Origin of the sequence: Methylobacterium mesophilicum, from assembly GCF_022179445.1 — a bacterium.
In the GTDB taxonomy this organism is placed as follows: Bacteria; Pseudomonadota; Alphaproteobacteria; order Rhizobiales; family Beijerinckiaceae; genus Methylobacterium; species Methylobacterium mesophilicum.
This window is the reverse complement of the sequence record NZ_BPQU01000002.1, coordinates 98,080-121,585: the sequence shown is the minus strand read 5'-3', so window position 1 is coordinate 121,585 and position 23,506 is coordinate 98,080. Positions and strand designations below refer to the sequence as shown.

The 23,506-nt window shown below is 71.4% G+C and carries 24 protein-coding genes; 11 read left to right on the top strand and 13 right to left on the bottom strand.

All coding sequences use genetic code 11. The features are described from left to right. Positions 1-85: 85 nt before the first annotated feature. The 8 genes from MFF40_RS03150 (at position 86) to MFF40_RS03115 (ending at position 6,772) form a co-directional block, all read left to right on the top strand. Positions 86-553, top strand: a complete 468-nt coding sequence (locus tag MFF40_RS03150) for a peroxiredoxin (protein ID WP_147857406.1) — start codon at positions 86-88, stop codon at positions 551-553. A gap of 76 nt (positions 554-629) precedes the next feature. Further along, positions 630-1,805, top strand: a complete 1,176-nt coding sequence (locus tag MFF40_RS03145; protein WP_238259651.1) for a M23 family metallopeptidase — start codon at positions 630-632, stop codon at positions 1,803-1,805. A gap of 56 nt (positions 1,806-1,861) precedes the next feature. Further along, positions 1,862-2,422 carry a Uma2 family endonuclease gene (locus tag MFF40_RS03140; RefSeq protein ID WP_147897441.1) on the top strand — a complete coding sequence of 187 codons (561 nt, stop codon included), beginning with the start codon at positions 1,862-1,864 and terminating at the stop codon, positions 2,420-2,422. A gap of 61 nt (positions 2,423-2,483) precedes the next feature. Further along, positions 2,484-3,047, top strand: coding sequence for a Uma2 family endonuclease (locus tag MFF40_RS03135; RefSeq protein WP_147857173.1), 564 nt, complete (start codon positions 2,484-2,486; stop codon positions 3,045-3,047). 62 nt (positions 3,048-3,109) lie between these two features. Further along, positions 3,110-3,451, top strand: coding sequence for a hypothetical protein (locus MFF40_RS03130; protein WP_147857174.1), 342 nt, complete (start codon positions 3,110-3,112; stop codon positions 3,449-3,451). A gap of 120 nt (positions 3,452-3,571) precedes the next feature. Next, positions 3,572-4,423, top strand: coding sequence for a DUF1206 domain-containing protein (locus MFF40_RS03125; RefSeq protein ID WP_147897440.1), 852 nt, complete (start codon positions 3,572-3,574; stop codon positions 4,421-4,423). A 91-nt stretch (positions 4,424-4,514) separates the two neighbouring features. Next, positions 4,515-4,673 carry a hypothetical protein gene (locus MFF40_RS03120; protein WP_167367636.1) on the top strand — a complete coding sequence of 53 codons (159 nt, stop codon included), beginning with the start codon at positions 4,515-4,517 and terminating at the stop codon, positions 4,671-4,673. A gap of 98 nt (positions 4,674-4,771) precedes the next feature. Beyond that, entirely contained in the window at positions 4,772-6,772 is a 2,001-nt protein-coding gene (locus MFF40_RS03115) for an SDR family NAD(P)-dependent oxidoreductase (protein WP_238259650.1), read from the top strand. 195 nt (positions 6,773-6,967) lie between these two features. On the opposite strand, the gene MFF40_RS03110 is transcribed toward MFF40_RS03115, so the two are convergent. From MFF40_RS03110 to MFF40_RS03085, 6 genes are all read right to left on the bottom strand, one after another. Continuing rightward, positions 6,968-7,888, bottom strand: a complete 921-nt coding sequence (locus tag MFF40_RS03110) for an NAD-dependent epimerase/dehydratase family protein (RefSeq protein WP_238259649.1) — start codon at positions 7,886-7,888, stop codon at positions 6,968-6,970. Further along, positions 7,885-8,910: an MraY family glycosyltransferase gene (locus tag MFF40_RS03105; protein ID WP_238259648.1), complete on the bottom strand. Its 1,026-nt coding sequence runs from the start codon at positions 8,908-8,910 to the stop codon at positions 7,885-7,887. The genes MFF40_RS03110 and MFF40_RS03105 overlap by 4 nt, the downstream gene beginning before the upstream one ends. A gap of 204 nt (positions 8,911-9,114) precedes the next feature. Further along, the gene (locus MFF40_RS03100) at positions 9,115-9,684 is read right to left on the bottom strand and encodes a hypothetical protein (protein ID WP_238259647.1); all 570 of its coding nucleotides are present in this window, start codon (positions 9,682-9,684) and stop codon (positions 9,115-9,117) included. Further along, a complete protein-coding gene (locus MFF40_RS03095; RefSeq protein ID WP_238259646.1) occupies positions 9,681-10,163 on the bottom strand; it encodes a hypothetical protein in 483 nt (160 codons plus the stop codon). The genes MFF40_RS03100 and MFF40_RS03095 overlap by 4 nt, the downstream gene beginning before the upstream one ends. Positions 10,164-10,420: 257 nt before the next feature. After that, the gene (locus MFF40_RS03090; RefSeq protein ID WP_147857054.1) at positions 10,421-12,463 is read right to left on the bottom strand and encodes a protein meaA; all 2,043 of its coding nucleotides are present in this window, start codon (positions 12,461-12,463) and stop codon (positions 10,421-10,423) included. 177 nt (positions 12,464-12,640) lie between these two features. Next, positions 12,641-13,750 carry a DUF3616 domain-containing protein gene (locus tag MFF40_RS03085; RefSeq protein WP_238259645.1) on the bottom strand — a complete coding sequence of 370 codons (1,110 nt, stop codon included), beginning with the start codon at positions 13,748-13,750 and terminating at the stop codon, positions 12,641-12,643. Between the two features lie 389 nt (positions 13,751-14,139). Between MFF40_RS03085 and ccrA the strand changes: the two genes are divergently transcribed. Together ccrA and MFF40_RS03075 are read left to right on the top strand one after the other, a co-directional pair. Continuing rightward, complete coding sequence (gene ccrA / locus MFF40_RS03080) at positions 14,140-15,426, top strand: crotonyl-CoA carboxylase/reductase (RefSeq protein ID WP_147857214.1); 1,287 nt, start codon at positions 14,140-14,142, stop codon at positions 15,424-15,426. A 223-nt stretch (positions 15,427-15,649) separates the two neighbouring features. After that, positions 15,650-15,949 (top strand): alkylphosphonate utilization protein, encoded by a 300-nt coding sequence (locus MFF40_RS03075; RefSeq protein WP_147897434.1) that lies wholly within the window; start codon positions 15,650-15,652, stop codon positions 15,947-15,949. Between the two features lie 145 nt (positions 15,950-16,094). Here MFF40_RS03075 and MFF40_RS03070 read toward each other — a convergent pair whose 3' ends face one another. Continuing rightward, positions 16,095-16,271 carry a hypothetical protein gene (locus MFF40_RS03070; protein WP_187278002.1) on the bottom strand — a complete coding sequence of 59 codons (177 nt, stop codon included), beginning with the start codon at positions 16,269-16,271 and terminating at the stop codon, positions 16,095-16,097. 225 nt (positions 16,272-16,496) lie between these two features. Here MFF40_RS03070 and MFF40_RS03065 point away from each other — a divergent pair, with 225 nt between their 5' ends. Beyond that, positions 16,497-17,957, top strand: coding sequence for a trypsin-like peptidase domain-containing protein (locus MFF40_RS03065; RefSeq protein WP_238259644.1), 1,461 nt, complete (start codon positions 16,497-16,499; stop codon positions 17,955-17,957). 110 nt (positions 17,958-18,067) lie between these two features. Here the strand turns inward: MFF40_RS03065 and MFF40_RS03060 are convergent, their stop codons facing one another. The 6 genes from MFF40_RS03060 to MFF40_RS03035 all read right to left on the bottom strand — a co-directional run bounded on the left by MFF40_RS03060 (position 18,068) and on the right by MFF40_RS03035 (position 23,267). Further along, positions 18,068-18,223 carry a hypothetical protein gene (locus MFF40_RS03060; RefSeq protein ID WP_007563230.1) on the bottom strand — a complete coding sequence of 52 codons (156 nt, stop codon included), beginning with the start codon at positions 18,221-18,223 and terminating at the stop codon, positions 18,068-18,070. Between the two features lie 124 nt (positions 18,224-18,347). Continuing rightward, entirely contained in the window at positions 18,348-19,397 is a 1,050-nt protein-coding gene (locus MFF40_RS03055; RefSeq protein WP_238259643.1) for a cysteine synthase A, read from the bottom strand. Positions 19,398-19,436: 39 nt separating this feature from the next. Further along, entirely contained in the window at positions 19,437-20,420 is a 984-nt protein-coding gene (locus MFF40_RS03050) for a sulfate/molybdate ABC transporter ATP-binding protein (RefSeq protein WP_348644655.1), read from the bottom strand. A 70-nt stretch (positions 20,421-20,490) separates the two neighbouring features. Further along, positions 20,491-21,372, bottom strand: coding sequence for a sulfate ABC transporter permease subunit CysW (gene cysW, locus MFF40_RS03045; protein ID WP_147856431.1), 882 nt, complete (start codon positions 21,370-21,372; stop codon positions 20,491-20,493). Next, positions 21,365-22,219 (bottom strand): sulfate ABC transporter permease subunit CysT, encoded by an 855-nt coding sequence (cysT, locus tag MFF40_RS03040; protein WP_147856432.1) that lies wholly within the window; start codon positions 22,217-22,219, stop codon positions 21,365-21,367. The genes cysW and cysT overlap by 8 nt, the downstream gene beginning before the upstream one ends. A gap of 10 nt (positions 22,220-22,229) precedes the next feature. Beyond that, positions 22,230-23,267, bottom strand: a complete 1,038-nt coding sequence (locus MFF40_RS03035) for a sulfate ABC transporter substrate-binding protein (RefSeq protein ID WP_147897444.1) — start codon at positions 23,265-23,267, stop codon at positions 22,230-22,232. Positions 23,268-23,506 lie beyond the last annotated feature (239 nt).

Genomic DNA, 23,506 nt, shown 5'->3' with positions numbered 1-23,506 from the left:
TCTGCTCGGGCGGCGCGACGCAACCTGATGGTGCTGCCGCGCATGGCGGGACTGCACACCATCAATCGGCCGAAAGGAAGGCACGATGCCACTGTCAGAAGGCGATCCGGCCCCCGATTTCGACCTCCCCGCCTCGGGCGGAGGGCGGATCGCCCTGTCGGCGCTCAGGGGTCACAAGATCGTGCTCTACTTCTACCCGAAGGACGACACGAGCGGCTGCACCCTGGAGGCGCAGGACTTCAACGGCCTGCTGCCGGCCTTCGGCGAGACCGACGCGCAGGTGATCGGCCTGTCCCCGGACCCGGTGAAGAGCCACGACAAGTTCTGCGGCAAGTACGGCCTCGCCTTCCCGCTCGCCTCCGACGAGGACAAGGGCGTGCTGGAGGCCTACGGGGTCTGGGTCGAGAAGAGCATGTATGGCCGCAAGTACATGGGCGTGGAGCGCACCACCGTGCTGGTCGACCGGGAGGGGCGCATCGCCCGGATCTGGCCGAAGGTGAAGGTACCCGGCCATGCCGAGGCGGTGCTGGACGCCGCCCGGGCCCTGCCCTGACCGGGTTGGGGCGCGCGGCGCGACGGATCCTTAACCCTAAGCGGGTCTGAATGGCGGCTCCCACGGGGCCGTCCCGATGCATCGCCCGCCGCTTCCGAAGATCCTCGCCGCCGGGCTCGCCCTCGCCCTCGTGTGGGCGCTCGGCGCCTCCTACCTGATCGTGTTCCACGACGACGTGCTGGCCGGCTTCGTGGCCCGTCAGGGGGCGATGCGGGACGCCTACGAGGCCCGGCTCGCCGAGCTGCAGGACCGGCTCGACCGCACGCGCCGCGACCGGGCCGGTGCCGAATCGAGCCTGGCCGAGCGGGTCGCGGCGGCGCTGGAGCGTCAGGCCGAGCTGGAGCGCCGGCAGGCGGCCCTGGCGAATTTGGGATCCCCGATTCCCGATCCGCTCACCACCGGCGCCCTGCCGTCGAGGCTCGATGACGGGTTCCGCCTGCGCCCGACCGAGTCCGGTACGCCGGCCCGGTTCCCGTCCCCCGCCCTCCCCCGCCGGAGCGCCCGCGACGCCGAGACCGGGCTGATCCGCCTGGAGGCGCGCCTCGACGGCTTGGGGGCCGCCCAGGGCGCGCGCCTCGCCCAGGTGGTCGAGCGGGCCGGCGACACGGTCCGGCGCCTGCGCGGGCTGATCGGCCGCACCGGCTTCGACCCCGACCGCTTCGACCGCGCCGCGGCAGGCACCGGCGGCCCGCTCGTCCCCCTCGATGCCGCCGCCCTGGACGGCCCAGGCTACGAGACCCGCTTCGAGAGCCGCTTCGACACTCGCCTGGCCCTCGCCCGCCGGGCGCTCGACGACGGGGCGCGCCTGCACCAGCTCGCCGCGACGCTGCCGCTCGGCCGGCCGATACGCGGCCAGCCCGTGGTGTCGAGTCCGTTCGGCACCCGCCTCGATCCGTTCACCCGGGGCCTCGCGCTCCATACCGGGCTCGACCTCAAGGCCGAATACGGCGAGCCCGCCCGGGCCACAGCCCCTGGGCGGGTCAGCGCCGCGGAATTCGCGGGCGGCTACGGCAACATGGTCGAGATCGATCACGGCCATGGCGTGGTCACCCGGTTCGGGCACCTCGCCCGCATCGCCGTCCGGCCGGGCCAGCGCGTCGCAGCAGGGGACGTGCTCGGCATGGTCGGCTCGACCGGGCGCTCCACCGGGGCGCACCTGCATTACGAGACGCGCATCGACGGCGATCCGGTCGATCCGCTGCGCTTCCTCGAAGCCGGCGCGGACCTGCCGGCCGCGCTCCAGACGGATTGAGCCGTCGCCGGCTTCTTCGGTCCGTGATAGCGTGGCGCGTCTGATCGGAGGCCGTCATGGCATTGGCTGTGAGGCGCGACACGCGCATGCGCGTCGCCGAATACCGGCGCTGGGTGGAGCCGCGCCCGGACGAGGAGCGCTGGGAGCTGCTCGACGGCGAGCCCGTGCTGATGGCGCCGCCGAGCGCCCGGCACCAGCGCATCGTAACCAACCTGCTCACGCGTCTCGACAGGCTGGCCGAGCCGCGCGGCTGCGGTGCCTATCCGGGCCTGGCGATCCTCAGCGACGCGATGGACGATTATGCGCCCTATCCGGACGTGGTGGTCCATTGCGGGTCGATGCCGCCTAGCGGCTACATCGACGACCCTCTTCTGATCGCCGAGGTGCTCTCGCCCGGCACCATGACCAACGACCGGGGCCGCAAGCTCGCCTTCTACGCCACCCTCCCGAGCCTCCAGACACTGCTGATCGTCTATCAGGACGAGGCTCGGATCGAGGTCTGGCGCCGGGATGCCGGCTGGACGATGCGGGTCGCCGGGCCGGACGGGTCCATCGCTCTGCCGGAACTCGGCGGCGCCCTGCCGGTGGGCGAGGCCTACGCCCGCGTCGCGTTCTGAACCACCGCTGTTGCGGCCGCGCTCGCGGGTGCTACCATCGCGTCCGGATCGGAGGGCGGCGATGGCTTTGGCCGCGAAGCGCGACGCGCGCATGGATGGTGCCGAATTCAGGCACTGGGCGGAGAGCCGTCCAGACGAGGAGCGCTGGGAGCTGCTCGATGGCGACCCCGTGCTCATGGCGCCCCCGCGCGAGGCCCATCAACGCATCGTCATGAATCTCGCTGGGCGCCTGGACGCGCTCGCCGAGCCGAGGGGCTGCCGTGCCATGCCGGGCCTCGGCATTCTGAGCGCGGCGCAGGACGACTTCGTGCCGATCCCCGACGTGGTCGTGCGCTGCGGGCCGCCGCTGCCGGACGGATACGCCGAAGACCCGCTGCTGGTGGCCGAGGTGCTGTCGCCCTCGACCATGAGCCTGGACCGGGGCCGCAAGATCGATTTCTACCGGACGGTGCCGAGCCTGCAGGTCCTGCTGATCGTCTATTCCGACGAGGTCCGGGTCGAGGTCTGGCGGCGCCGGGGCGACGATTGGAGCGTGCAGGCGCTGGGTCCCGACGGCAGCGTCGCGTTGCCGGAACTCGACGGCGCCGTGCCCGTGCACGACATCTACCGCGGCCTCGCATCCTGAGCGGCCGCACCCGATCTCAACCGGCCGGCTTACCCGGCCCAGCAGAGCGTCAAGGCACCGACTTGCCCCACTTCGAAGATTTCTACGCGGCCAAGCTGCGCGGCGCCCTCGGCGTGACGGACGCGGAATCGGTGCTCGACCTGCGCGGCGCCAACCGGGCGACCGCGGAGGCGTCGCTGAAGGACATGCTGGAGCGCAGCCGCTTCGCCAAGGGCAAGACCGTGGCGATCCGCCTGGATCCGCCCCCGGAGGGCGGCGGCGAGACCCTGTTCCAGCCCGCGGGACGCCTGCTCCTCGACGCCAAGCGCCGCGGGCTGATCGAGCGCCTGCACACCCTGCCGGCCCAGGACGGGCTCGGCTTCTACGTCGCCCTGGCCGGCCGGGCGGACCGGACGCCGATGTGATCCGGCGCCTGGTGTAGAGCTGGCAACGGATCGGGACCGGGCATCCGGACGTTGACCGGTCCCGCGCCGCCGGATCCCGCCCATGCCGCACCCAGAACCCCGTCCCGCCCGGTGCCGTGCATGATGCCCATCCCCGGCGGCCGCAACACGATCGAGCGCATCGCCCGCTTCGGCTACGGCGCCCGCGGAATCGTCTACGTCGTGGTCGGCGCCCTGGCGCTGCTGGCGGCGATCGGCCAGGGCGGCCGGGCCGGCGACAGCAAGGATGCCCTGCGCGCGGTGCTGGCCGGGCCGTTCGGTGCGGTGGTGGTCGGGCTGATCGCCCTGGGGCTCGCCGGCTTCGCGCTCTGGCGCTTCGTCGAGGGCGTGACCGATGCCGACCGGCGGGGCACGTCCGCCAAGGGGCTGGCGGTGCGCGGCGCCCACCTGATCAGCGCAGCGATCTATATCGGCCTCGCCGTCAGCGCGGCCTCGCTCAGCCTCGGCCTCGGCATGAGCGGCGGCGACGGCATGCACGACGGCACCGCGTGGCTCCTGTCCAAGCCGTTCGGCCGCTGGCTCGTGGCCCTGGGCGGGCTCTGCGTGATCGGCGGCGGCTTCGGGTTCCTCGGCAAGGCCTGGCGGGGCGACGTCACCGACCGGCTCGCCCTCGACGCCGAGGCCCGCGAGCGCTGGGCCGGCCCGGTCGGCCGCTTCGGCTACGCGGCCCGGGGCATCGCCTTCCTGATCATCGGCGGCTTCCTGGTGGCGGCGGCCTGGCACCAGCGCTCGTCGGACGCGAAGGGACTGACGGAGGCCTTCGCGCTGCTGCGCGCGCAGCCCTACGGCTGGATCCTGCTCGGCCTCGTCGCGGCCGGCCACGCCGCCTTCGGGGCCTTCGGGCTGATCCAGGCCCGCTACCGGCACATCGACGCCCCCGACATCGACCGCGTCGACGACGCGGCCGGAGCGGCCGTCCGGGCGCTCACCTGAAAGATAAGTCTTTGTAAATCGCCGCCCATGCCCCATGTAGAGTTCACCCTCCGCGCAATACCGTGCCCTGGGCGACGACGCGGAGACGAACATGGCCAGGACGCTGATCACGGGTAAGGCCCAGACCGTAACGACCGAAGACTTTAACGAGCGTGTCAAGACCTTGCTCGTCGATAAGGTCTACCCGCTCAAGGGCCGGACCTACCAGAAGAACTTCAAGACCGGCTTCTCCGGCGCGATCGTCAAGTAGGACGATCTCCGGGCGGGGCGCGCTCCTGAGGCGCCCGGCCCCGCGTTGACAGGGCGGATGCCGCGGCGGATACCGCGCGGCACCCCATCCGGCCCCCGATGCAGCAGCGCTTCTACAAGATCGCGGTGATGGTGGCCCACGACCTCGCGGCGACCGCCGCCGCCGTGGTGCTCACCTTCCTGTTCCGCTTCCAGGGCGGCATGCTGGCCGAGCGCCTGCACGCCCTGCCGTTGCTGCTGCCGCCGTTCCTCCTGTTCGCCGGCCTGGTCTACGGCCGGTTCCGGCTGTACCGCACCAAGTGGCGCTTCGCCTCGCTGCAGGACCTCGCCGGCATCGTCCGGGCGGCCAGCGTCCTGGCGCTGGCCCTGCTGGTGACCGACTGGGTCCTGGTCTCGTCCGACCTGTACGGCTTCTACTTCTTCGGCAAGATCGCGATTTTCCTGTACTGGGTGCTGCAGATCTTTCTGCTCGGGGGCGCGCGCCTGGCGTTCCGGTACCTGAAGGACAGCCGCTCCCGGCAATCGAGCGCCCGGGCCGCCACCGTGCCGACGCTGCTGCTCGGGCGGGGCGCCGACATCGACGTGCTGATCCGCGCCATCGAGGCGGGCTCGGTGAAGAAGCTCGCGCCCCGGGGGATCCTGTCGCCCCGGGCGGACGAGACCGGGCAGTTCATGCGCGGCGTGCCGGTGCTCGGCGGCTTCGCGGACCTCGAGCGCGTGGTCGCCGACCTCGCGGCGGGCGGCGAGCCGGTGCGGCGGCTGGTGGCGGCCCCGAGCGCCCTCGTGCCGGAGGCCGCCCCCGACGACCTTATCGCCCGCGCCCGGCGGCTCGGCCTGCCGCTCGCCCGGGTGGTCGGGCTCGGCGAGGGCGCGCAGGGTCCCGAGCTGGCGCCCCTCGAGATCGAGGACCTGCTGCTGCGTCCCACCGTGGCGATCGACCGGCCGCGCCTGGAGGCGTTCCTGGCAGGCCGCCGGGTGGTGGTGACGGGCGGCGGCGGCTCGATCGGCTCCGAGATCTGCCTGCGGGCCGTGGCCTTCGGGGCCGCCGCGGTGCTGGTGCTCGAATCCTCGGAGCCGGCGCTCCACGGCATCCTCAGCCACCCCGCGATCCTGTCCGCCCAGGCCGCGGTGACCGGCGTGCTCGCCGACATCCGCGACCGGGAGCGGGTCCATCAGGTCATCGCGGCGTTCCGGCCCGATTGCGTGGTCCACGCCGCCGCGCTCAAGCAGGTGCCCTACCTGGAGCGCGACTGGCAGGAGGGCATCAAGACCAACGTGTTCGGCTCGATCAACGTCGCCGAGGCCGCGGTGGCGGCGGGCGCCCGGGCCCTCGTGATGGTCTCCACCGACAAGGCGATCGAGCCGGTGTCGCAGCTCGGCGTCACCAAGCGCTTCGCCGAGATGGTCGCCCAGGCGCTCGATGCCGAGCAGTCGGCCCGCCCGGGCCATCCCACGCGGCTGATCGCCGTGCGCTTCGGCAACGTGCTCGGCTCGGTCGGCTCGGTGGTGCCGGTGTTCAAGGGGCAGATCGCCCGGGGTGGCCCGGTCACGGTCACCGATCCCGACATGGTCCGCTACTTCATGACCGTGCGTGAGGCCTGCGACCTCGTCCTGACCGCGGCCTCCCACGCCGACGGCGAGGGCCGGGCCGCCCCGGAGGCGGATCGCGCCGCGGTCTACGTGCTCAAGATGGGCCAGCCGGTGCGGATCGCCGAACTCGCCGAGCGGATGATCCGGCTCGCCGGGTTCGAGCCGGGGGCGGAGATCGAGATCGCCTATACCGGCGCCCGGCCCGGCGAGCGCCTCAACGAGATCCTGTTCGCCCGGGAGGAGCCCCGGGTCACCCTGCCGGGCATCGACGGCGTGATGGCGGCCCGCCCGGTCTTCGCCGACCGCGCCCGGCTCGACGCCTGGGTGGCGCAGCTGCGGGCGGCCGTCGCGGCGGGCGACCGGGCGGCCACGGAGGCCGTGTTCGAGGCGGCGGTGCCGCATTTCCGCGAGCGCCACGCGCAACGGCCGGCCGCGCGGGACTTTGTTTCCACAGGGGCGACGGCCGAGGCCGAGCCGCCGGTCGGTGCGGCGAGCGCTGCGATCGGCTGACGCGTTCGGCTCCCCGGGTCGGCGTCGTGTTTCGTCCCGCCCTATCCCCTCATCTTGAGGCGGCGGAGCGCAGCGGAGGCCTCGAAGGGGCCCTCCAGCCGGCCCTGCGATCCCTGGAGGGCTCCTTCGAGGCCGGCTGACGTGGGCGCCTTAGGATGAGGGGTGTGGATGGGAAAGCCCGTCACCGCCCTGAACTCAGCCCCCCGCCCGAGCCAGCCGCGCCAGCCCGTCCCGCGTCGGCGCGGCCGGGCGCCATCCGAGCGCCGCGAGGCCGTCGGCGCGGGCCTCCAGGCCCTCGGCCACCCGGGCGAACAGAGCCTCCCGGCCGGTCAGCCGGCAGGCGAGGCCGAGGAGCCCGGCCGGTACCGGGACCAGCCCGGGTTTGCGGCCGAGGCCGGCGCGCAGCGCCGTGAGCATCTCGGCCAAGCTCAAGGCGTCCGGGTCGGCGGCGACCAGGGCGGATCGGATCGGGGAAGGCGCCCGCAGGACCGCGTCCACGGCCCCCGACAGGCTCTCCAGGGAGATCAGCGAGCGCCGCGCCGCCAGCCCGCCGAGCGGCAGGGGGTAGGGGCTGCGGGCGAGCCGCAGCAGCGCGGCCATGTTGCCCTTCACGCCCGCCCCGTAGACCAGGACCGGGCGGAGCGCGACCCAGTCGAGCCCGGTCTCGGCCAGCGCCCGCTCGGCCTCCAGCTTGGAGCGGCCGTAGGCGTCGGTGGGCCGGGGCTCATCGCCCTCCCCGACCACGCACGGCGCGCTGGCGCCGACCTGCGCGCGGATCGAGGACAGGAACACGAACCGGCGCACCTTCGCTCGGGCCGCGGCCTCCGCGAGCTTGCGCGTCGCCTCGGTGTTGAGCGTGCGGTAATCGTCCTCGGGGGCGCCCGACATCGCATGGGCGAGGCCTGCCGAGTGCACCACGGCGTCGACGCCGCTGAGCGCCGCCGCCATGTTGATCGGGCGGGTCAGGTCGCCGACCACCGCGCTCGCGGCGCCCTCCGGCAGCGCCGTCGGCCGGCGCAGCAGCACCCGGACCCGGTAGCCGCGGGCGGTGAGGTCGGCGAGCAGGTGGCGGCCGATGAAGCCGGTGGCCCCGGTGAGCGCGATCAATCCGGTCACGGGCTTGCGGCACCTTCGGCTGGGGCCGGCGCGGGGGCGCGGGCGAAGCGGCGGAGCAGGGCCGCGACCAGGGCGAGCCCGGCCGCGAGCGCTCCGAGCGTGACCGGCCAGGACGGCCAAAGCAAGGTCGCGGCGGCGAGCCCCGCCAGCACGAGGTTGACCCCGAATAGCCGCGCCACGACGCCGGGGACGGTCAGGCCGTGATCGGTGGCGCGCTGGTAGTAATGCCCGCGATGCGCCTCCCAGACCCGCTCGCCCCGTGCGGCGCGGGCGGCGAGCGTCAGGCTGGCGTCGGCGAGGTAGGCGAGCGGCAGCAGCAGCGCCGCGGCGAGCCCCCCCGCCAGGGCGAGCTGGCACAGCAGCCAGGCGGTGACGATGCCGACCGGCAGCGAGCCGACATCGCCGAGGAAGAGGCTTGCCACCGGCCGGTTGAACGGTGCGAAGCCCAGCATCGCCCCGAGCAGGCAGCCCGCCACCAGGGCCGGCAGCGCCGGCAGGTATCCGGCGAGCCCGAGCAGCAGCAGCGCGCCGGAGACCGGGACGATCTCGGCCACCGTCATCCAGTCGAGCCCGTCCATGAAGTTCGTCAGGTTGACGAACCAGATCCCGGCCAGCAGCGCGAGGCCGCGCTCGAGCCACAGGGGCGCCCCGGGCACCAGACGGCCGTCGAGGTGCCAGACCAACACGCCGACCACGCCCGCCTGAACGGCGAGCCGCAGGCCGGCCGGCAGTGGCCGCAGGTCGTCCACGGCGCCGAGCAGCGCCAGGACCAGGGTGCCGCTCGCGAGCCGGACCCAGTCCGGCCGGCCGCCGATCTCGGGCGCCGCGATCAGCAGCCCCGAGATCGTCACGAGCGCGGTCACCACGGCGATCCCGCCCCCCTGCGGCGTCGGCACGGTGTGGCTCGACCGGGCGTTCGGCCGCGCCAGGGCGTAGCGCTGCAGCACCGGCCGCAGCCGCAGGATCAGCCCGGCCGACAGGGCGGCGGCGAGCGGGACGGCGAGGAGGAGGATCGGGGTCACGGCGTCCTGGACGGAGCTGCGCTGTCACGGAAACGGAGGACTGCTCGCCTCCATTAAGACCGGATGGAGGGTACTGAAGAACAATAGTCCCTTCCCTACATCAAGCCGTGGGCGATGCGACTGCATGGAGGTATGTCCGGATGGCGGCGTACGCACGGTACGGGCGGCTGCTTCCGCACTTCCGACTTACGTAGCCCGCGCGATTCACGGGGCCGACGCCTCGATGCGATTGATCTCCTTCGAGAGCGTCGCGTACGCAAAATCGAGCGTTGGCGGACTTGCTGGGAATGCCCAACGCTCGCCGTGTGCTAAGAAGTCCCGGTACGCGATGATCTCCCACAAATCCTTGCGTGGATCGACGCCGCTCCCGGATGTGACGGCGAGGAGGCGCCGGTAGCCGCCGAGATTGGAGAAGTCTGCCGTTGTCCGAGCCAGATCCTCCCGGTGAGCGGCGAAGGGCAAGTCCGGCTCGTAATGCGCGTTCAGGATATGGCGCACCTTGCTCGAAGCCATCTGGAGCAGCCGGAACAAGTCTGCTTCGAATGAGGACACCAAGTCTGTGAAGCCTTGCCGGCGGATCTGCCGGCCGACGCGCTCGAAATGCTCTTGGATGGCTTTCCGGCGGTTCTTCACGATGTCGCCGATTGGAACGCCGAGTTCGCTTAGAAACTGTGCCGATGCGCCCGGTCGCAGGGCGGCTTGCCTCGCATAGGCATGTGCCCCAAGCTGTGATTGGAGAGCAATATATGAGGCGTCGAGCTTACGACCGCTCACATCGTCGGCCCCGATTGCAGGCTATAGGCTGCAAGAAGCTCTTCCAGCGTAGCCTCGAAGGTCTCTTTCGTAAGAGCCGTCGCCCGCGTGCGCTCCGAAGGTTTAACGAGGTGCCAGGTCGGTTGCTGCGGAGGGCCGGTCAGAACCAGGAACAACGGGTCGCCGCTGCCCAGGCGGGAGATGTCGATCCGGCCGAGAGCACCGATAACAACGGCACCCTTGGGTTCGAGGCGCACGGTCTCGGTTCCAACTTCAATGTCCAACCCGTCGATCTCGTAAGGCCCCGTAGCTTCCTCTTGCACCGCTTTCGTGACCCGCTCTAGGGCAAGGTCGCCGTCGTCGATGTAAGGCTTCAGCCACGCTGCGATATCATCGTAGAGCTTGGACACAGCTCCCTTCCATCGCGCGACGATATCGGCGGGATCTTCTCGATCGCCTCGCGCATCCCTGAGGCGTTCGATCGTCTCTCTCAAGGCCATACAGCCGCCTCCGGTCTACACGCCGCCGAAGCGAAGCCAAGCGACGCAATCGACTCTATCGAAGCTCGACGTGCGGGGCGAGGGCCGCCGCCGATGCGCCGCTACCCTGCCGTGGCAGTGTTTGTTTTACCGCCCGCTGCTCACACCGTCGCGAGCAAGAGGCGCCCGACGGCAGCCCTCGAATGCACGGAGTGAAGCGACATCTCGGCGGCAGCGCCAGGTACCTCGGCCGCAGCCGCGCCTGCCCGCACGGCTCCTCAATAAACCTGCGCGCCCTCCCGCGGTGGTTCCGACGGGTCGGAGGCGCGGTCCAGGCTCTTGTTCACCACCTTGGCCAGGCCGATCATGATCGCGTCGATGGCGTAGTCCTTGGGCGTGTAGACCGCGCGCACGCCCATGTTCTTCAGGACCAGCTCGTCCTCGGGCGAGATGATGCCGCCGACCACCACCGGGATGTGGTCCAGCCCCGCCTCGCGCATTTGGGCGCGGACCTCGCGCACCAGCGGCACGTGGCTGCCCGACAGGATCGACAGCCCGACCACGTGGGCGCCGGTCTCCTTGGCCTTGGCGACGATCTCGGCCGGGGTCTGCCGGATGCCGTCGTAGGTGACGTCGAAGCCGACGTCCCGGGCGCGGAGCGCGATCTGCTCGGCGCCGTTGGAGTGGCCGTCGAGGCCGGGCTTGCCGACCACCAGCCGCGGCGTCTCGCCCAGGCGCTCGCCGAGATCGGCGATCAGGAGCTTGGCCTCCTCGGCCGCCCCGGAGGAGACGGTCTCGGGGCTGACCCCGGTGGGCGCCCGGTACTCGCCGAACACCTGGCGCAGGCGCTCGCCCCACTCGCCCGTGGTGACCCCCGCCTTCGCGGCCTCGATCGAGACCGGCATGATGTTGGCGCCGGAGCGCGCGGCCTGCTCCAGGGCGTCGAGCGCCCGGCCGACCGCCTGGGCGTCGCGCTTACCCCGCCAGTCGCGGATGCGCCCCTGCGCCTCCATCTCCACCGTCTCGGAGACGGAGAAGATCGCGCCCTCCCCGGCGGTGAGCGGCGAGGGCTCGCCCTGCTGCCACTTGTTGACGCCGACGACGATCTGCTCGCCGGCCTCGATCGCCGAGATCCGCTTGGCGTTCGACTCGACCAGGGCGCGCTTCAGGGCGCCGGTCTCCACCGCGGCGACCGCGCCGCCGATGCCGCCGATCCGCTCCAGCTCGGCCCGGGTCTCGGCTTTCAGAGCCTCGACCTTGGCCTCGATGACCTTTGAGCCGTCGAAGATATCGTCATATTCCAAAAGGTCGGTCTCGAAGGCCAGGATCTGCTGCATGCGCATGGACCATTGCTGGTCCCAGGGCCGCGGCAGGCCGAGCGCCTCGTTCCAGGCCGGCAGCTGCACGGCCCGGGCGCGGGCGCGCTTCGAGAGCGTCACGGCCAGCATCTCGATCAGGATGCGGTGGACGTTGTTTTCCGGCTGCTGTTCCGTCAGCCCGAGGCTGTTGACTTGGACCCCGTAGCGAAAAATGCGCTTCTTCGGGTCGTCGATGCCGTAGCGCTCCTGGGCGATCTCGTCCCAGAGCTCGGCGAACGCCCGCATCTTGCAGATTTCGGTGACGAACCGCAGCCCGGCATTCACGAAGAACGAGATCCGGCCGAACACGTCGGAGAAGCTCTTTTCGTCGAATTCCGGGTCGTCCCGCACCGTGTCGAGCACCGCGATCGCGATGGCCAGCGCGTAGGACAGCTCCTGGACCGGCGTCGCCCCCGCCTCCTGCAGGTGGTAGGAGCAGACGTTCATCGGGTTCCACTTCGGCACGTTCTTGGTCGTGAACAGGATCACGTCCTTGGTGAGCCGGAGCGAGGGCGCGGGCGGGAACACGTAGGTCCCGCGCGACAGGTACTCCTTGATGATGTCGTTCTGGGTCGTGCCCTGGAGCGCGTCCAGCGGGGCGCCCTGCTCCTCGGCCACCGCCAGGTAGAGCGCCAGCAGCCACGGGGCCGTGGCGTTGATGGTCATCGAGGTGTTCATCTGCGCGAGCGGGATGTCCTGGAACAGGGCCCGCATGTCGCCGAGATGCGCGATCGAGACGCCGACCTTGCCGACCTCCCCGCGCGACAGCTCGTGGTCCGGGTCGTAGCCGGTCTGGGTCGGCAGGTCGAAGGCCACCGACAGGCCGGTCTGGCCCTTGGCGAGGTTGCCCCGGTAGAGCTTGTTCGACTCAGCCGCGGTCGAGTGCCCGGCATAGGTCCGGATGATCCAGGGCTTGTCGCGGCTCGACGTGTCGCCCTTGGTCTCCGCGACGCTCGCGCCCATCGTGGCCTCCCTGTGGTCTTGTTCACTATCCGCGCACGGGGCGCAGTCTTGGTCGCACCGTAGCGAAGGCAGCCGAGCGCGTCATCCGCGACAGACGTGCAAGACGGCCCGGGAGGGCCCGGAGAGACTTTAAAAAACTTGTGCGGGCCGACAGCCGGATTTGAACGGGTCGGCCGATCAGCGCGGCAGCACGAGCGCGCGCGGGGCGCCCTCCTTCGGGCCGTCGAAGAACACCACCACCCGGTGCCCGTCCGCGGTCGCGTCGAGGGGCAGCAGCGCCTCCGGTTTCTCCTTCTTCGCGTAGCCGGGCAGATCGAGGCGCTTGCGCGGCGCGCCCGTGCCGTCCCACGCGAACACCGTGTAGTCGCCGGCCGCGACCGCCCCGCCCTCCGGGTCGTGCATCGGCCCCGCCAGGATCAGGAAGCCGTCCGGCACGGCCACGAGGTCGCGCACGCCCCGCTTCTGCCCGTGGCTGTCCGGGCCCAGCGCCACCGTGGCGAGGGTCCCGGCGCCCGGCTTGCCGTCGAACAGGCCGGCGAGGGGCACCGACACGATCGCGGCGCTGCCATCCGCCAGCACGGGGCCGCGCAGGCCGGCATGGAGCCGGCCGCCCCGCACCGCCACGCCCTCGATGGTGACGCCGCCCTCCTCCAGTGCCCGGTCGTGGAAGGGGGCCAGCGCCGGGATGTCGGCGATGATCCGCGCCAGCGCTGCCGTGCCGGCGATCTCGGGCTCGGCGCGAAGCTGGCCGGTCTCCGGGTCCACGGCGTTGGGATCGAGGCGGATGCGGAACAGGTGCCGGGTCGCCTCGGCCCGCGCGTCGCCCTCGGCGTCCTGGCTGTGCTCGCGCCGGGGGCGGCCATGCGAGCCGATGACGTAGAAGGCCCCGTCCGCATAGGCCACGCCCTCGGCGTCGAGTTCCAGCGGCTTGCCGTTTCGGGTGGCGTCGATCAGCCGGATGAAGCGTCCGGCCACGAGGCTGCCGTCCCGCAGGATCGCCACCTGGGCGCCCTGCGACTCGTCGTCGGCCACGAGGCAGATCCGCGGGAAGCCGGTATCGGTGGCGCAGGCGATGCCGCTCACATCCCGGGCCTTCTCGCTCCGCTCCGCCTCGGCGGGATGTTTTGGGTCGGGCTCGCCGAGGAGCTTGCCGCTGACGTTCCACGGCTTGGACTGATCCTTCGCCGAGACCGTCGCGGGCAGGGCCGCCGCGAGGCCGCAAGCGAGCGCGACCCGGAGCAGATCCCGCTTGGCCGGGCGCCGGACGATGGCCTTCACGTTGAGCATGGCGCGGCACATCCCGATGCGGAGTCTCGATCCACCCGCGATAGTCCAAAGCCGCTCCCGACGCACCCGACGCGGCGTCGGTCGAGCGGATGCCCTGTGGCCGCAGCGCCGTGTCCGGGCTCATCGGTGGTATAAAGTCTACCGGACGGTCCGGCGTCCCGTCCCGGAAGGTCTCGGGTCCGGTCGGCGGTCGGCCCCCGCCGAATAATACTTGGTCGGTTCGCAAGCCGAATTTGAATACGTCGGCGCCGGCCTTGGGCAGGGCGCTTTTTCACGTTCGAAACCCTCCGATTTCGACTTTCGGCCCACTTGGACGCCTCCGACATCGCCGCTATAGCGCGGGAGAGAACCGCGGCCGTGAGAACAGCGCGGGATGAGAGGAGAGCGAGATGGCTGCGAGCGGTGCGGTCCGTCCGGCGGACGGTGAGGTCAAGGATCTCTACGAGATGGGCGAGATCCCGCCGCTGGGTCACGTGCCGGCCAAGATGTACGCCTGGGCGATCCGGCGCGAGCGTCATGGCCCCCCGGAGCAATCCCACCAGCTCGAAGTGCTGCCGGTGTGGGACATCGGCGACGACGAGGTGCTGGTCTACGTCATGGCCGCGGGCGTGAACTACAACGGCGTCTGGGCGGGCCTGGGCGAGCCGATCTCGCCCTTCGACGTGCACAAGGGCGAATACCACATCGCCGGCTCGGACGCCTCCGGCATCGTCTGGAAGGTCGGCGCCAAGGTGAAGCGCTGGAAGGTCGGCGACGAGGTCATCGTTCACTGCAACCAGGATGACGGCGACGACGAGGAGTGCAACGGCGGCGACCCGATGTTCTCGCCGAGCCAGCGCATCTGGGGCTACGAGACGGGCGACGGCTCGTTCGCGCAGTATTGCCGGGTGCAGTCGCGCCAGCTCATGCATCGGCCCAAGCACCTCACCTGGGAGGAGGCGGCCTGCTACACGCTGACCCTGGCCACCGCCTACCGCATGCTGTTCGGCCACGCGCCGCACACGGTCCGGCCCGGCCAGAACGTGCTGATCTGGGGCGCCTCCGGCGGTCTCGGCGTGTTCGGCGTGCAGCTCTGCGCGGCCTCGGGCGCCAACGCCATCGCGGTGATCTCGGACGATTCGAAGCGCGACTACGTGATGAGCCTCGGCGCCAAGGGCGTCATCAACCGCAAGGACTTCAACTGCTGGGGGCAGTTGCCCACGGTGAACTCGCCCGAGTTCCACGCCTGGACGAAGGAAGCCCGGAAGTTCGGCAAGGCGATCTGGGACATCACCGGCAAGCAGGATGTCGACATCGTCTTCGAGCATCCCGGCGAGGCGACCTTCCCGGTCTCGGCCCTGGTGGTGAAGCGCGGCGGCATGGTGGTGTTCTGCGCCGGCACCACCGGCTTCAACATCACCTTCGACGCCCGCTACGTCTGGATGCGCCAGAAGCGGATCCAGGGCTCGCACTTCGCCCACCTCAAGCAGGCCTCGGCGGCGAACCAGTTCGTGATGGACCGCCGGGTCGACCCGTGCATGAGCGAGGTGTTCCCCTGGGACAAGATCCCCCAGGCCCACACCAAGATGTGGAAGAACCAGCACCCGCCCGGCAACATGGCCTGCCTGGTCAACTCTCCGCGCGCCGGCCTGCGCACGGTCGAGGACGTGATCGAGGCCGGTCCGCTCAAGCGCTGACGCCGCCTCCCCCGGCCTCCGCCCGCATGCGGAGGCCGGATCGCCGGCCCCGGCCACTGCTCGCCTCTTCCTCCCCCCCCTTGCCCCGGGCTCGGCCCGGCGCGAGAACGGCCGCGCTCGTTCCAGCACCCCCGCCGGGGCGATGACCGATTCGGCGTGAGGGGGGCGCGGACGCGCAGGGTGACGGGCGCAGCGCCCGGACCCGGCATCGGGGGTTATGGCATTGGCCGGCGACGACGAATCCTACGTGTACGACGAGGCCACGGGCGAGTGGCTCCCGCCCGGCCAGGCCGCCGCGGCGCCGGCCAGGGCCGAGGCCCGCGACGCGGCCGGCAACGTCCTGGCCGACGGCGACGCGGTCACGCTGATCAAGGACCTCAAGGTCAAGGGCGCGAACCAGACCCTGAAGCAGGGCACGGTCATCCGGTCGATCCGGCTCACGGACGATCCCGAAGAGATCGATTGCCGCCACGACACGATCAAGGGGCTCGTCCTGCGCACCGAGTTCGTGCGCAAGCGCTAGGGCGGTTCGAAACCATCAGGGTTTCAAAAGGTCCGGGACCTCTTGCGGGTCCAGGGCAGAGCCTGGGTCGAGCGAAGCTCGATGCCATCGGGGCTCTGCCCCGACACCCCGCCAAAGGGCTGAGCCCTTTGGAAACCCGGTTCTTTTACCGGCGCTTGGTCTCTTCCTGCGGCAGGTGCCGCCCGTAGGTTTCCTGCTTCTCGGCCCGTTCCTGGATCAGGTTGGCATAGGCCTGCCGCATCTCCGGGGAGACGCTGACGCTCTTGCCCTTGGTGGGCTTGCGCTTGGGCGCCTTCTTGAAGGTGTTGCTCGTCTCGCTCATGCCGGGCTCCGCGTCGGACCATGGCGGCGGCGCGCGGCCGGCAGGAGGTCCGAGGCGAGTCGGAATCCAGGCCGGCCCGCGAGGCCGGACCCCTGCCCTCTAGCGCATCGCGCGGCCGCGTGCACGGGCGTGCGCGGCGGTTCGAACAGATTCCGCGCGCACGCCCGGTCTGGCGCCCGCCCGGAGGCTCTGCCAAGGTTGCCGGGTTGAGCGTCGGGGACGGCGATGGATTCGCATGGGGCGGGATACGAATTGGGTCCGGAGACGCTCCTGCGGCGCCGGCGGACGAGGCCTCTCCTGGCGGCGCTCCTGCTCGCGGGCCTGACGGCGCCGGGATTTGCCCAGGATCGTCCCGTGCCGCCCCGCCCGGCCCAACCCGCTCCGAAGGCTGCCCCGAAGGCTGCCCCCCCTGGCCGCCTCACCGTGCCCGATCCCGCCTTCGAGGCGACCAGGGTCGCGTTCGAGGCGCTGCCCGAGGCGGAGCGCAAGGCGGTCCAGGACGCGCTGGTCTGGACCGGTGACTTCAACGCCGTGGTCTCGGGGGCGTTCGGCCGCCGGACCTTCGACGCGCTGACGGCCTACCGCACCCGGGCCGGCGGGGCCGATCCCCTGGAGCCGCGCGGCCGGGCGGCGCTGCTGGCGGCGGGCGCGGCGGCCAAGGCGGCGGCCCGCTTCCGGGTCGCCGTCGATCCGGCGAGCGGTGCGGCGATCGGCGTGCCCGAGCGCCTGCTCTCGAAGCGCACGGCCCTGCCGGCCGGCACCCGCTGGCAGAGCGCGGACGGGCGCGTGACCCTGGAATCCCGCGCCATCCCGCCGGGGGGCGAGACCCTGGACGGCCTGTTCGACCAGCTGACCGCGCCGCTGCCCACCCGCAAGGTCACCTACAAGCTGCGCCGGCCGGAATCCCTGGTGGTCACCGCCGAGACCGGGACCGGCCTGTCCTACGTCCGGTACGATGCCGGGCCGCAGGGCGTGCGCGGCTTCCTGATCGGCTACGACCGCGCGCTCGCCGCGGAGGTCGGCCGCCTGGTGATCGCGGTGGCCAACGCCTTCGAGCCGTTCCCGACGGCTGCCGCCCCCGGGACCGCGAAGGTCGCCGCGGACCTGCCGCTGGCATCCGCCGCGGCGGTGCCGCCGACGGGCGCCGCCGGCGCGGAGGCCGGGACCGGACTTGTGATCGCGCCGGGGCGCGTCCTCACCGCCGCTGCGGTGCTGGAGGGCTGCCCCGCGCCGCGCGTCGGGACGGCACCCGCCCGGTTGATCGCGACCGACCCGGCCGGGCTCGCCCTGCTCGAGGCGGCGGGCATCCCGGCCCCGATCCGGGTGCCGGTCCGAACCGATGCGGTGGCCGCCGAAGAGGTTCTGATCGCGTTGGCCCCGGGCTCGGACGGGGTTCTGGCCGCCCCGGCCACGGCCGTGGCGGGCGGCGTGATCGCGCCGCTTCAGCCGGGCTCCGCCGGAGCGCCCGTGCTCGACCGGTCGGGGCGGCTCGTCGGGCTCGTCGCCCGTTATCCGGCGGCGGTGCGGCGTGTCGCCGGCATCGTGCCGCCCGCGCGCCTGGCCCTGGTGCCGGCCCAGGCGGTCGCGGCCTTCCTGGCCGGCCAGAGTGTCGCCGAGGCGAAGCCGATCCCGAATTCCGGGCCCGGCGCGGTGGCCCAGGCCATCGTCGGGATCAGCTGTCGATAGGGCCCGCCTCGCGGACCGGGGAACCTGCCCCGAACCGTGAGGCGGGCGCGCGGTTTCGGACGCGTCCGCCGAACCGGAGACGCTTCGGCAGGGCCGCGTCCTATGGGCGCTTACAGGCGGCCGGTCACCAGCAGCACGATCAGCACGATGAGCAGGATGCCGCCGAGGCCGAAGCCGGGGCCGCGATAGGCGCCGCCGCCCAGGAAGCCGCCGCCGCCGAAGGCCAGGATGATCAGGATGATGAGGAGAATGGTAACGAGGGACATAGAACAGGCTCTCCGGACGGTCGCTGTTGTTGCGAGCGTGACCGTTGAAACGCTGCGACAATCCGTTCCGTTCAACGCCGGGCCGCACTTTTGCGGGGATATTCGCTGGATCGGGCCGTAGTTCTCAGGCGTGCCAATCCGGCAACACATCCTGCGGTGCTTCGAGCCAGCCCGGGACCGGCAGGCCGCGCTCGGTCAGGAAGGCCGGATTGAACAGTTTCGAGGCGTAGCGCGCCGCCCCGTCGCACAGGATCGTCACCACGGTGTGGCCGGGGCCGAGCTCCCGGGCCAGCCGGATCGCCCCGGCGACGTTGATGCCGGACGAGCCGCCGAGCGACAGCCCCTCCTCCCGCATCAGGCCGAAGACGATGTCCAGCGCCTCGCGGTCGGGGATCCGGAACACATGGTCCGGGGTGAAGCCGGCGAGGTTCTTGGTGATCCGGCCCTGGCCGATCCCCTCGGTGATCGACGAGCCCTCCGCCTTCAGGGTGCCGGTGGTGTAGTGCGCGTAGAGCGCCGAGCCCTCCGGGTCGGAGAGCGCGATGCGCACGCCCGGGTTGCGGGCCCGCAGGGCCGCCGCGGTGCCGGCCAGCGTGCCCCCGGTCCCGGCCGCGCAGACGAAGCCGTCGACCCGGCCGCCGGTCTGCTCCCAGATCTCGGGCCCGGTCCCGTCCACGTGGGCCTGCCGGTTGGCCACGTTGTCGAACTGGTCGGCGAAGAACGCCCCGTTCGGCTCCGTGGCGGCAAGCTTCTCCGCCAGCCGCCGGGCGACGTGGACGTAGTTGTTCGGGTTGGAAAACGGCACCGCCGGGACTTCCACGAGGCGGGCGCCGGCGAGCCGCAGGGTCTGCTTCTTCTCCTCGGACTGGGTGACCGGGATGACGATCAGCGTCCGGTAGCCGCGCACGGAGGCCACCAGGGCGAGGCCGATGCCGGTATTGCCTGCTGTGCCCTCCACGATGGTGCCGCCCGGCCGGATCAGCCCCTTCGCCTCGGCATCCTGCACGATGGACAGCGCCGCCCGGTCCTTCACCGACAGGCCGGGATTCAGGAACTCGGCCTTGCCCAGGATCTCGCAGCCGGTCTCCTCGGACGCCCGGCGCAGGCGGATCAGCGGCGTGCCGCCGACAGCGGAGAGGACATCGGACTGGACGGTGCGATTCAGGGTCGTCATGGGCGAGAGCCTAGGCGGATGTGCAGCGTCTGACGAGGTTCACCCGAACACGTGCCCCCCATTGATCCGCAGGCCCACCGGGTGGCCGGCCGGGTGGCGGATCCCGTCGAAATCCTCCACCGCGAGCACCCGTCCCTCGGTATCGACCACCTCGATGCGCTGGCGGCCCTGGCTGCGGTAGGAGCTGCGCACGGTGCCGGACAGGTGCGCCGCCTCTGGCTCGGCGAGCTGCAATTGCCACGGCCGGACGTAGAGCTTGACCGGGCCGATGATCCCGGCCGGCGCCGCCACCGGCGTCTCCCGGCCGCGCACCAGCACGCGGCCGCCCTCGGCCAGCGCTTCCACTTCGACGTGGTCGCCCAAGAACTTCATCACGGTCGCGGAGGCCGGGTGCTCCTGGACCTCGTCCGGGGTGCCGACCTGCTCGAGGCGGCCGCGGTCGAGCACGGCGACCCGGTCCGACAGCTCCAGGGCCTCGTCCTGGTCGTGGGTGACGAAGATCGTGGTCTGGCCGGTGCGGTCGTGGATCTCGCGCAGCCAGCGGCGCAGGTCCTTTCGGACTTGGGCGTCCAGCGCGCCGAAGGGCTCGTCCAGCAGCAGGACCCGCGGTTCGACGGCCAGCGCGCGCGCGAGCGCCACCCGCTGGCGCTGGCCGCCGGAGAGCTGCGACGGGAAGCGGTCGCCGAAGCCCGAGAGCCGGATCAGGTCGAGCAGGTCGCCGACCCGGCGCTTGATCTCAGGCTTGGCCGGCCGCTCGGCGCGACGCCGCGCATTCAGCCCATACGCGATGTTGTCGGCCACGCTCATATGCTTGAACAGGGCGTAGTGCTGGAACACGAAGCCCACCGCCCGCTCCTGCACGGCGAGGCCGGTGGCGTCGTCGTCGCCGAACAGGATCCGGCCCCGGTCCGGCGCGTCGAGCCCGGCGATGATCCGCAGCAGGGTCGTCTTGCCCGAACCCGACGGGCCGAGCAGGCCGAGCAGCTCCCCCGCCCGCACGTCGATCGACAAGTCGTGCAGCACCGCGGCCGTGTCGAAGGTCTTCGAGACGTTCTCGACCCGGATCGCCGTGGAGGGGCGGTCCAAGGGGCTGTCAGTGAGCCCGGCCGTGCGCAAGCTCGCCCGCGAAGCGCCATTCGAGGACGGATTTGAGGATGAGGGTGATGAGGGCAAGGACGGCGAGGAGCGAAGCGACGGCGAAGGCGGCGACGAAGTTGTACTCATTGTAGAGGATCTCCACGTGGAGTGGGATGGTGTTGGTCAGGCCGCGGATGTGGCCGGACACCACCGACACCGCGCCGAATTCGCCCATCGCCCGGGCATTGCAGAGGAGCACGCTGTAGAGCAGGCCCCAGCGGATGTTGGGCAGCGTCACCGTGCGGAACGCGTGCAGGCCCGAGGCGCCGAGCGTCAGCGCGGCCTCCTCCTCCGCGGAACCCTGTTCCTGCATCAGCGGGATCAGCTCGCGGGCCACGAACGGGAAGGTGACGAACACCGTGGCGAGCACGATCCCCGGCAGGGCGAACAGCACCTGGATCCCGTGGTCCATCAGCCAGGTGCCGAACAGGCCCTGCGAGCCGAACAGCAGCACGTAGATCAGCCCCGAGACCACCGGCGAGACCGAGAACGGCAGATCGATCAGGGTGATCAGCAGCGACTTGCCGGGGAACTCGAACTTGGCGATCGCCCAGGAGGCCGCCAGGCCGAACACCACGTTGAACGGCACCGCGATCGCCGCCACCGTCAGCGTCAGGCGGATCGCGCTCCAGGCATCCGGCTCCCGGAACGCCGCCAGGAAGGCATCGAGCCCCTTCGAGAACGCCTGGGTGAACACCGCGAGCAGCGGCAGCACCAGGAACAGCGCCAGGAACGTGATCGCGATCCCGATCAGGACGAAACGGGTTCCGGCGCCCTCCGAGGCGACGGGCTCCGGCCGCGTGGCCGGCGTGATGGTCGGGGAGAAGATCTCAGACATAGCCGAAGCGCCTCCGGCTCCAGGCTTGGATCAGGTTGATGGCGAGCAGGGTCAGGAACGAGATGCCCAGCATGATCGTGGCGATGGCCGCCGCACCGCCGTAGTCGAACTCGGACAGCTTGATCACGATCAGCAGCGGCGCGATCTCCGAGACGTAGGGCAGGTTGCCGGCGATGAAGATGATCGAGCCGTATTCGCCGACCCCCCGGGCGAAGGCCAGGGCGAAGCCGGTGAGCACCGCCGGGATCAGCGGCGGCAGCACCACCCGGGTCAGGGTCCCGAGCCGGGTGGCGCCCAGGGTGGCGGAGGCCTCCTCGATCTCCTTGTCGATCTCGGCGATCAGCGGCTGCACGGTCCGCACCGCGAAGGGCAGCCCGATGAACACCATGGCGATGAAGATCCCCACCGGCGTGTAGGCCGCCTGGATGCCGAGACGGGCGAGCGGCGCGCCGAGCAGCCCATCCGGCGCGTAGAGCGAGGCGAGCGCGATGCCGGCCACGGCGGTCGGCAGGGCGAAGGGCAGGTCGACCGCCGCGTCGACGATCTTCCGGCCCGGGAAGCGGTAGCGGGTCAGGACCCAGGCGACCAGGAAGCCGAACACCGAGGCGGTGAGCGCCGCGACCGCGGAGACGCCGAAGCTGAGCTTCAGGGCGCTGGCCACCCGCGGATCGGTGGCCACGTACCAGATCCCCGAGAGCCCGAGGCCGGACGCCTTGGCCACGAGCCCGGCGAGCGGCAGCAGCACGACGAGCCCGAGGCAGGTCAGCGTGTAGCCGAAGCTGAGCCCGAAGCCCGGGATCACGCTGGGACGGCGGAAGGTCCGTTTGCGACGCGGTGTCTCGACCATGGTTCCCGCCTCAGCGGCCGGCCCGGCTCAACCGGTCGAACAGGCCGCCGGCGTCGAAGTTCCGCTTCTGGATGTCGTCCCAGGACCCTTGCATGTCCTCAATCTTGAACAGCTTGATCTCGGGGAGCTGGGCGAGGTCGGCCGGCGCCGCCGCCTCGCGGCGGATCGGGCGGTAATGGTGCTTGGCGAAGATCGCCTGCGCGCGGTCGCTGTAGAGGAAGTCGAGATAGGCCTGGGCGGCCTTGGTGGTGCCCTTGCGCTCGGCGTTCACTGCCACGAGGGCCACCGGCGGCTCAGCGTAGATCGAGGTCGGCGGCGAGACGATGTCGAACTTGTCGGCGCCGAATTCCTGCAGCACCAGGTAGGCCTCGTTCTCCCAGGTCGGCAGCACGTCGCCGAGCCCGCGCTGTGCGAAGGTCACGGTCGAGCCGCGCGCCCCGGTGTCGAGCACGGGCACGTTCTTGTAGATCTGGCCCACGAAGGCGTCCGCCTTGGCGGTGTCCTTGTCCTGGCCGTAGGCGTAGCCCCAGGCGGCCAGGAAGTTCCAGCGTCCCCCGGCCGAGGTCTTGGGGTTGGGGGTGATCACCTTCACGTCGGGCTTGGTCAGGTCGGCCCAGTCCTTCACGCCCTTCGGGTTGCCCTTGCGGACCAGGAACACCACCGTCGAGGTGTAGGGCACGGCCTCGTTCGGGAGCTTGCTGCGCCAGTCGTCGGGGATCTTGCGGGTGAGCTTGGCGATGGCGTCGATGTCCGACGGGATGCCCAGCGTGACCACGTCGGCGTCGACGCCATCGATCACCGTCCGGGCCTGTGCACCCGAGCCGCCATGCGAGGCGCGCACGGTGATCGCCTCGCCGGTCTTGGCCTTCCACGCTTCGGCGAAGACCGTGTTGATCTCGCGATAGAGTTCCCGGGTCGGGTCGTAGGAGACGTTCAGCAGCGCGGTCTCGGCCCCGGCCGGAAGGAGGCCGCTCAGCAGGCCGGCGCCGACCAGCATCGAGAGTCCGACCGCCCGGACAGCCCGGTTCCGTGCCGCACCGTTCTTCATCACGTCGCCTCTCCCCGCCGGCCACGGTTGCGCTGCAGAGAAGCGCACGCCCGGGGCCCTGGATCGTTCGTTTTACCGAACGAAGTCAAGCCAGGCGGCGGCTCTCGCACCGTTGTGTGCTCGAAGCAGGATCGGCGGAATTCCCGGAAACACAAGCGTCTGGGGGTGCGCCCGCCGGCGGAACGCATGGATCTTCTCCCGCGGAATGCACGAGGAGAAGAATGTCGCCGCCGCGGCGA

Excerpts from the sequence above, each read along its gene's own strand:
- cysW (WP_147856431.1), bottom strand. The coding sequence starts at position 21,372 with ATGTCTGAGATCTTCTCCCCGACCATCACGCCGGCCACGCGGCCGGAG.
- MFF40_RS03125 (WP_147897440.1), top strand. The coding sequence starts at position 3,572 with ATGATGCCCATCCCCGGCGGCCGCAACACGATCGAGCGCATCGCCCGC.
- MFF40_RS03095 (WP_238259646.1), bottom strand. The coding sequence starts at position 10,163 with ATGGCCTTGAGAGAGACGATCGAACGCCTCAGGGATGCGCGAGGCGAT.
- MFF40_RS03090 (WP_147857054.1), bottom strand. The coding sequence starts at position 12,463 with ATGGGCGCGAGCGTCGCGGAGACCAAGGGCGACACGTCGAGCCGCGAC.
- MFF40_RS03065 (WP_238259644.1), top strand. The coding sequence starts at position 16,497 with ATGGATTCGCATGGGGCGGGATACGAATTGGGTCCGGAGACGCTCCTG.
- MFF40_RS03115 (WP_238259650.1), top strand. The coding sequence starts at position 4,772 with ATGCAGCAGCGCTTCTACAAGATCGCGGTGATGGTGGCCCACGACCTC.
- MFF40_RS03150 (WP_147857406.1), top strand. The coding sequence starts at position 86 with ATGCCACTGTCAGAAGGCGATCCGGCCCCCGATTTCGACCTCCCCGCC.
- MFF40_RS03135 (WP_147857173.1), top strand. The coding sequence starts at position 2,484 with ATGGCTTTGGCCGCGAAGCGCGACGCGCGCATGGATGGTGCCGAATTC.
- MFF40_RS03140 (WP_147897441.1), top strand. The coding sequence starts at position 1,862 with ATGGCATTGGCTGTGAGGCGCGACACGCGCATGCGCGTCGCCGAATAC.
- MFF40_RS03085 (WP_238259645.1), bottom strand. The coding sequence starts at position 13,750 with ATGCTCAACGTGAAGGCCATCGTCCGGCGCCCGGCCAAGCGGGATCTG.
- MFF40_RS03055 (WP_238259643.1), bottom strand. The coding sequence starts at position 19,397 with ATGACGACCCTGAATCGCACCGTCCAGTCCGATGTCCTCTCCGCTGTC.
- MFF40_RS03145 (WP_238259651.1), top strand. The coding sequence starts at position 630 with ATGCATCGCCCGCCGCTTCCGAAGATCCTCGCCGCCGGGCTCGCCCTC.
- MFF40_RS03060 (WP_007563230.1), bottom strand. The coding sequence starts at position 18,223 with ATGTCCCTCGTTACCATTCTCCTCATCATCCTGATCATCCTGGCCTTC.
- ccrA (WP_147857214.1), top strand. The coding sequence starts at position 14,140 with ATGGCTGCGAGCGGTGCGGTCCGTCCGGCGGACGGTGAGGTCAAGGAT.
- MFF40_RS03035 (WP_147897444.1), bottom strand. The coding sequence starts at position 23,267 with ATGAAGAACGGTGCGGCACGGAACCGGGCTGTCCGGGCGGTCGGACTC.
- cysT (WP_147856432.1), bottom strand. The coding sequence starts at position 22,219 with ATGGTCGAGACACCGCGTCGCAAACGGACCTTCCGCCGTCCCAGCGTG.
- MFF40_RS03070 (WP_187278002.1), bottom strand. The coding sequence starts at position 16,271 with ATGAGCGAGACGAGCAACACCTTCAAGAAGGCGCCCAAGCGCAAGCCC.
- MFF40_RS03120 (WP_167367636.1), top strand. The coding sequence starts at position 4,515 with ATGGCCAGGACGCTGATCACGGGTAAGGCCCAGACCGTAACGACCGAA.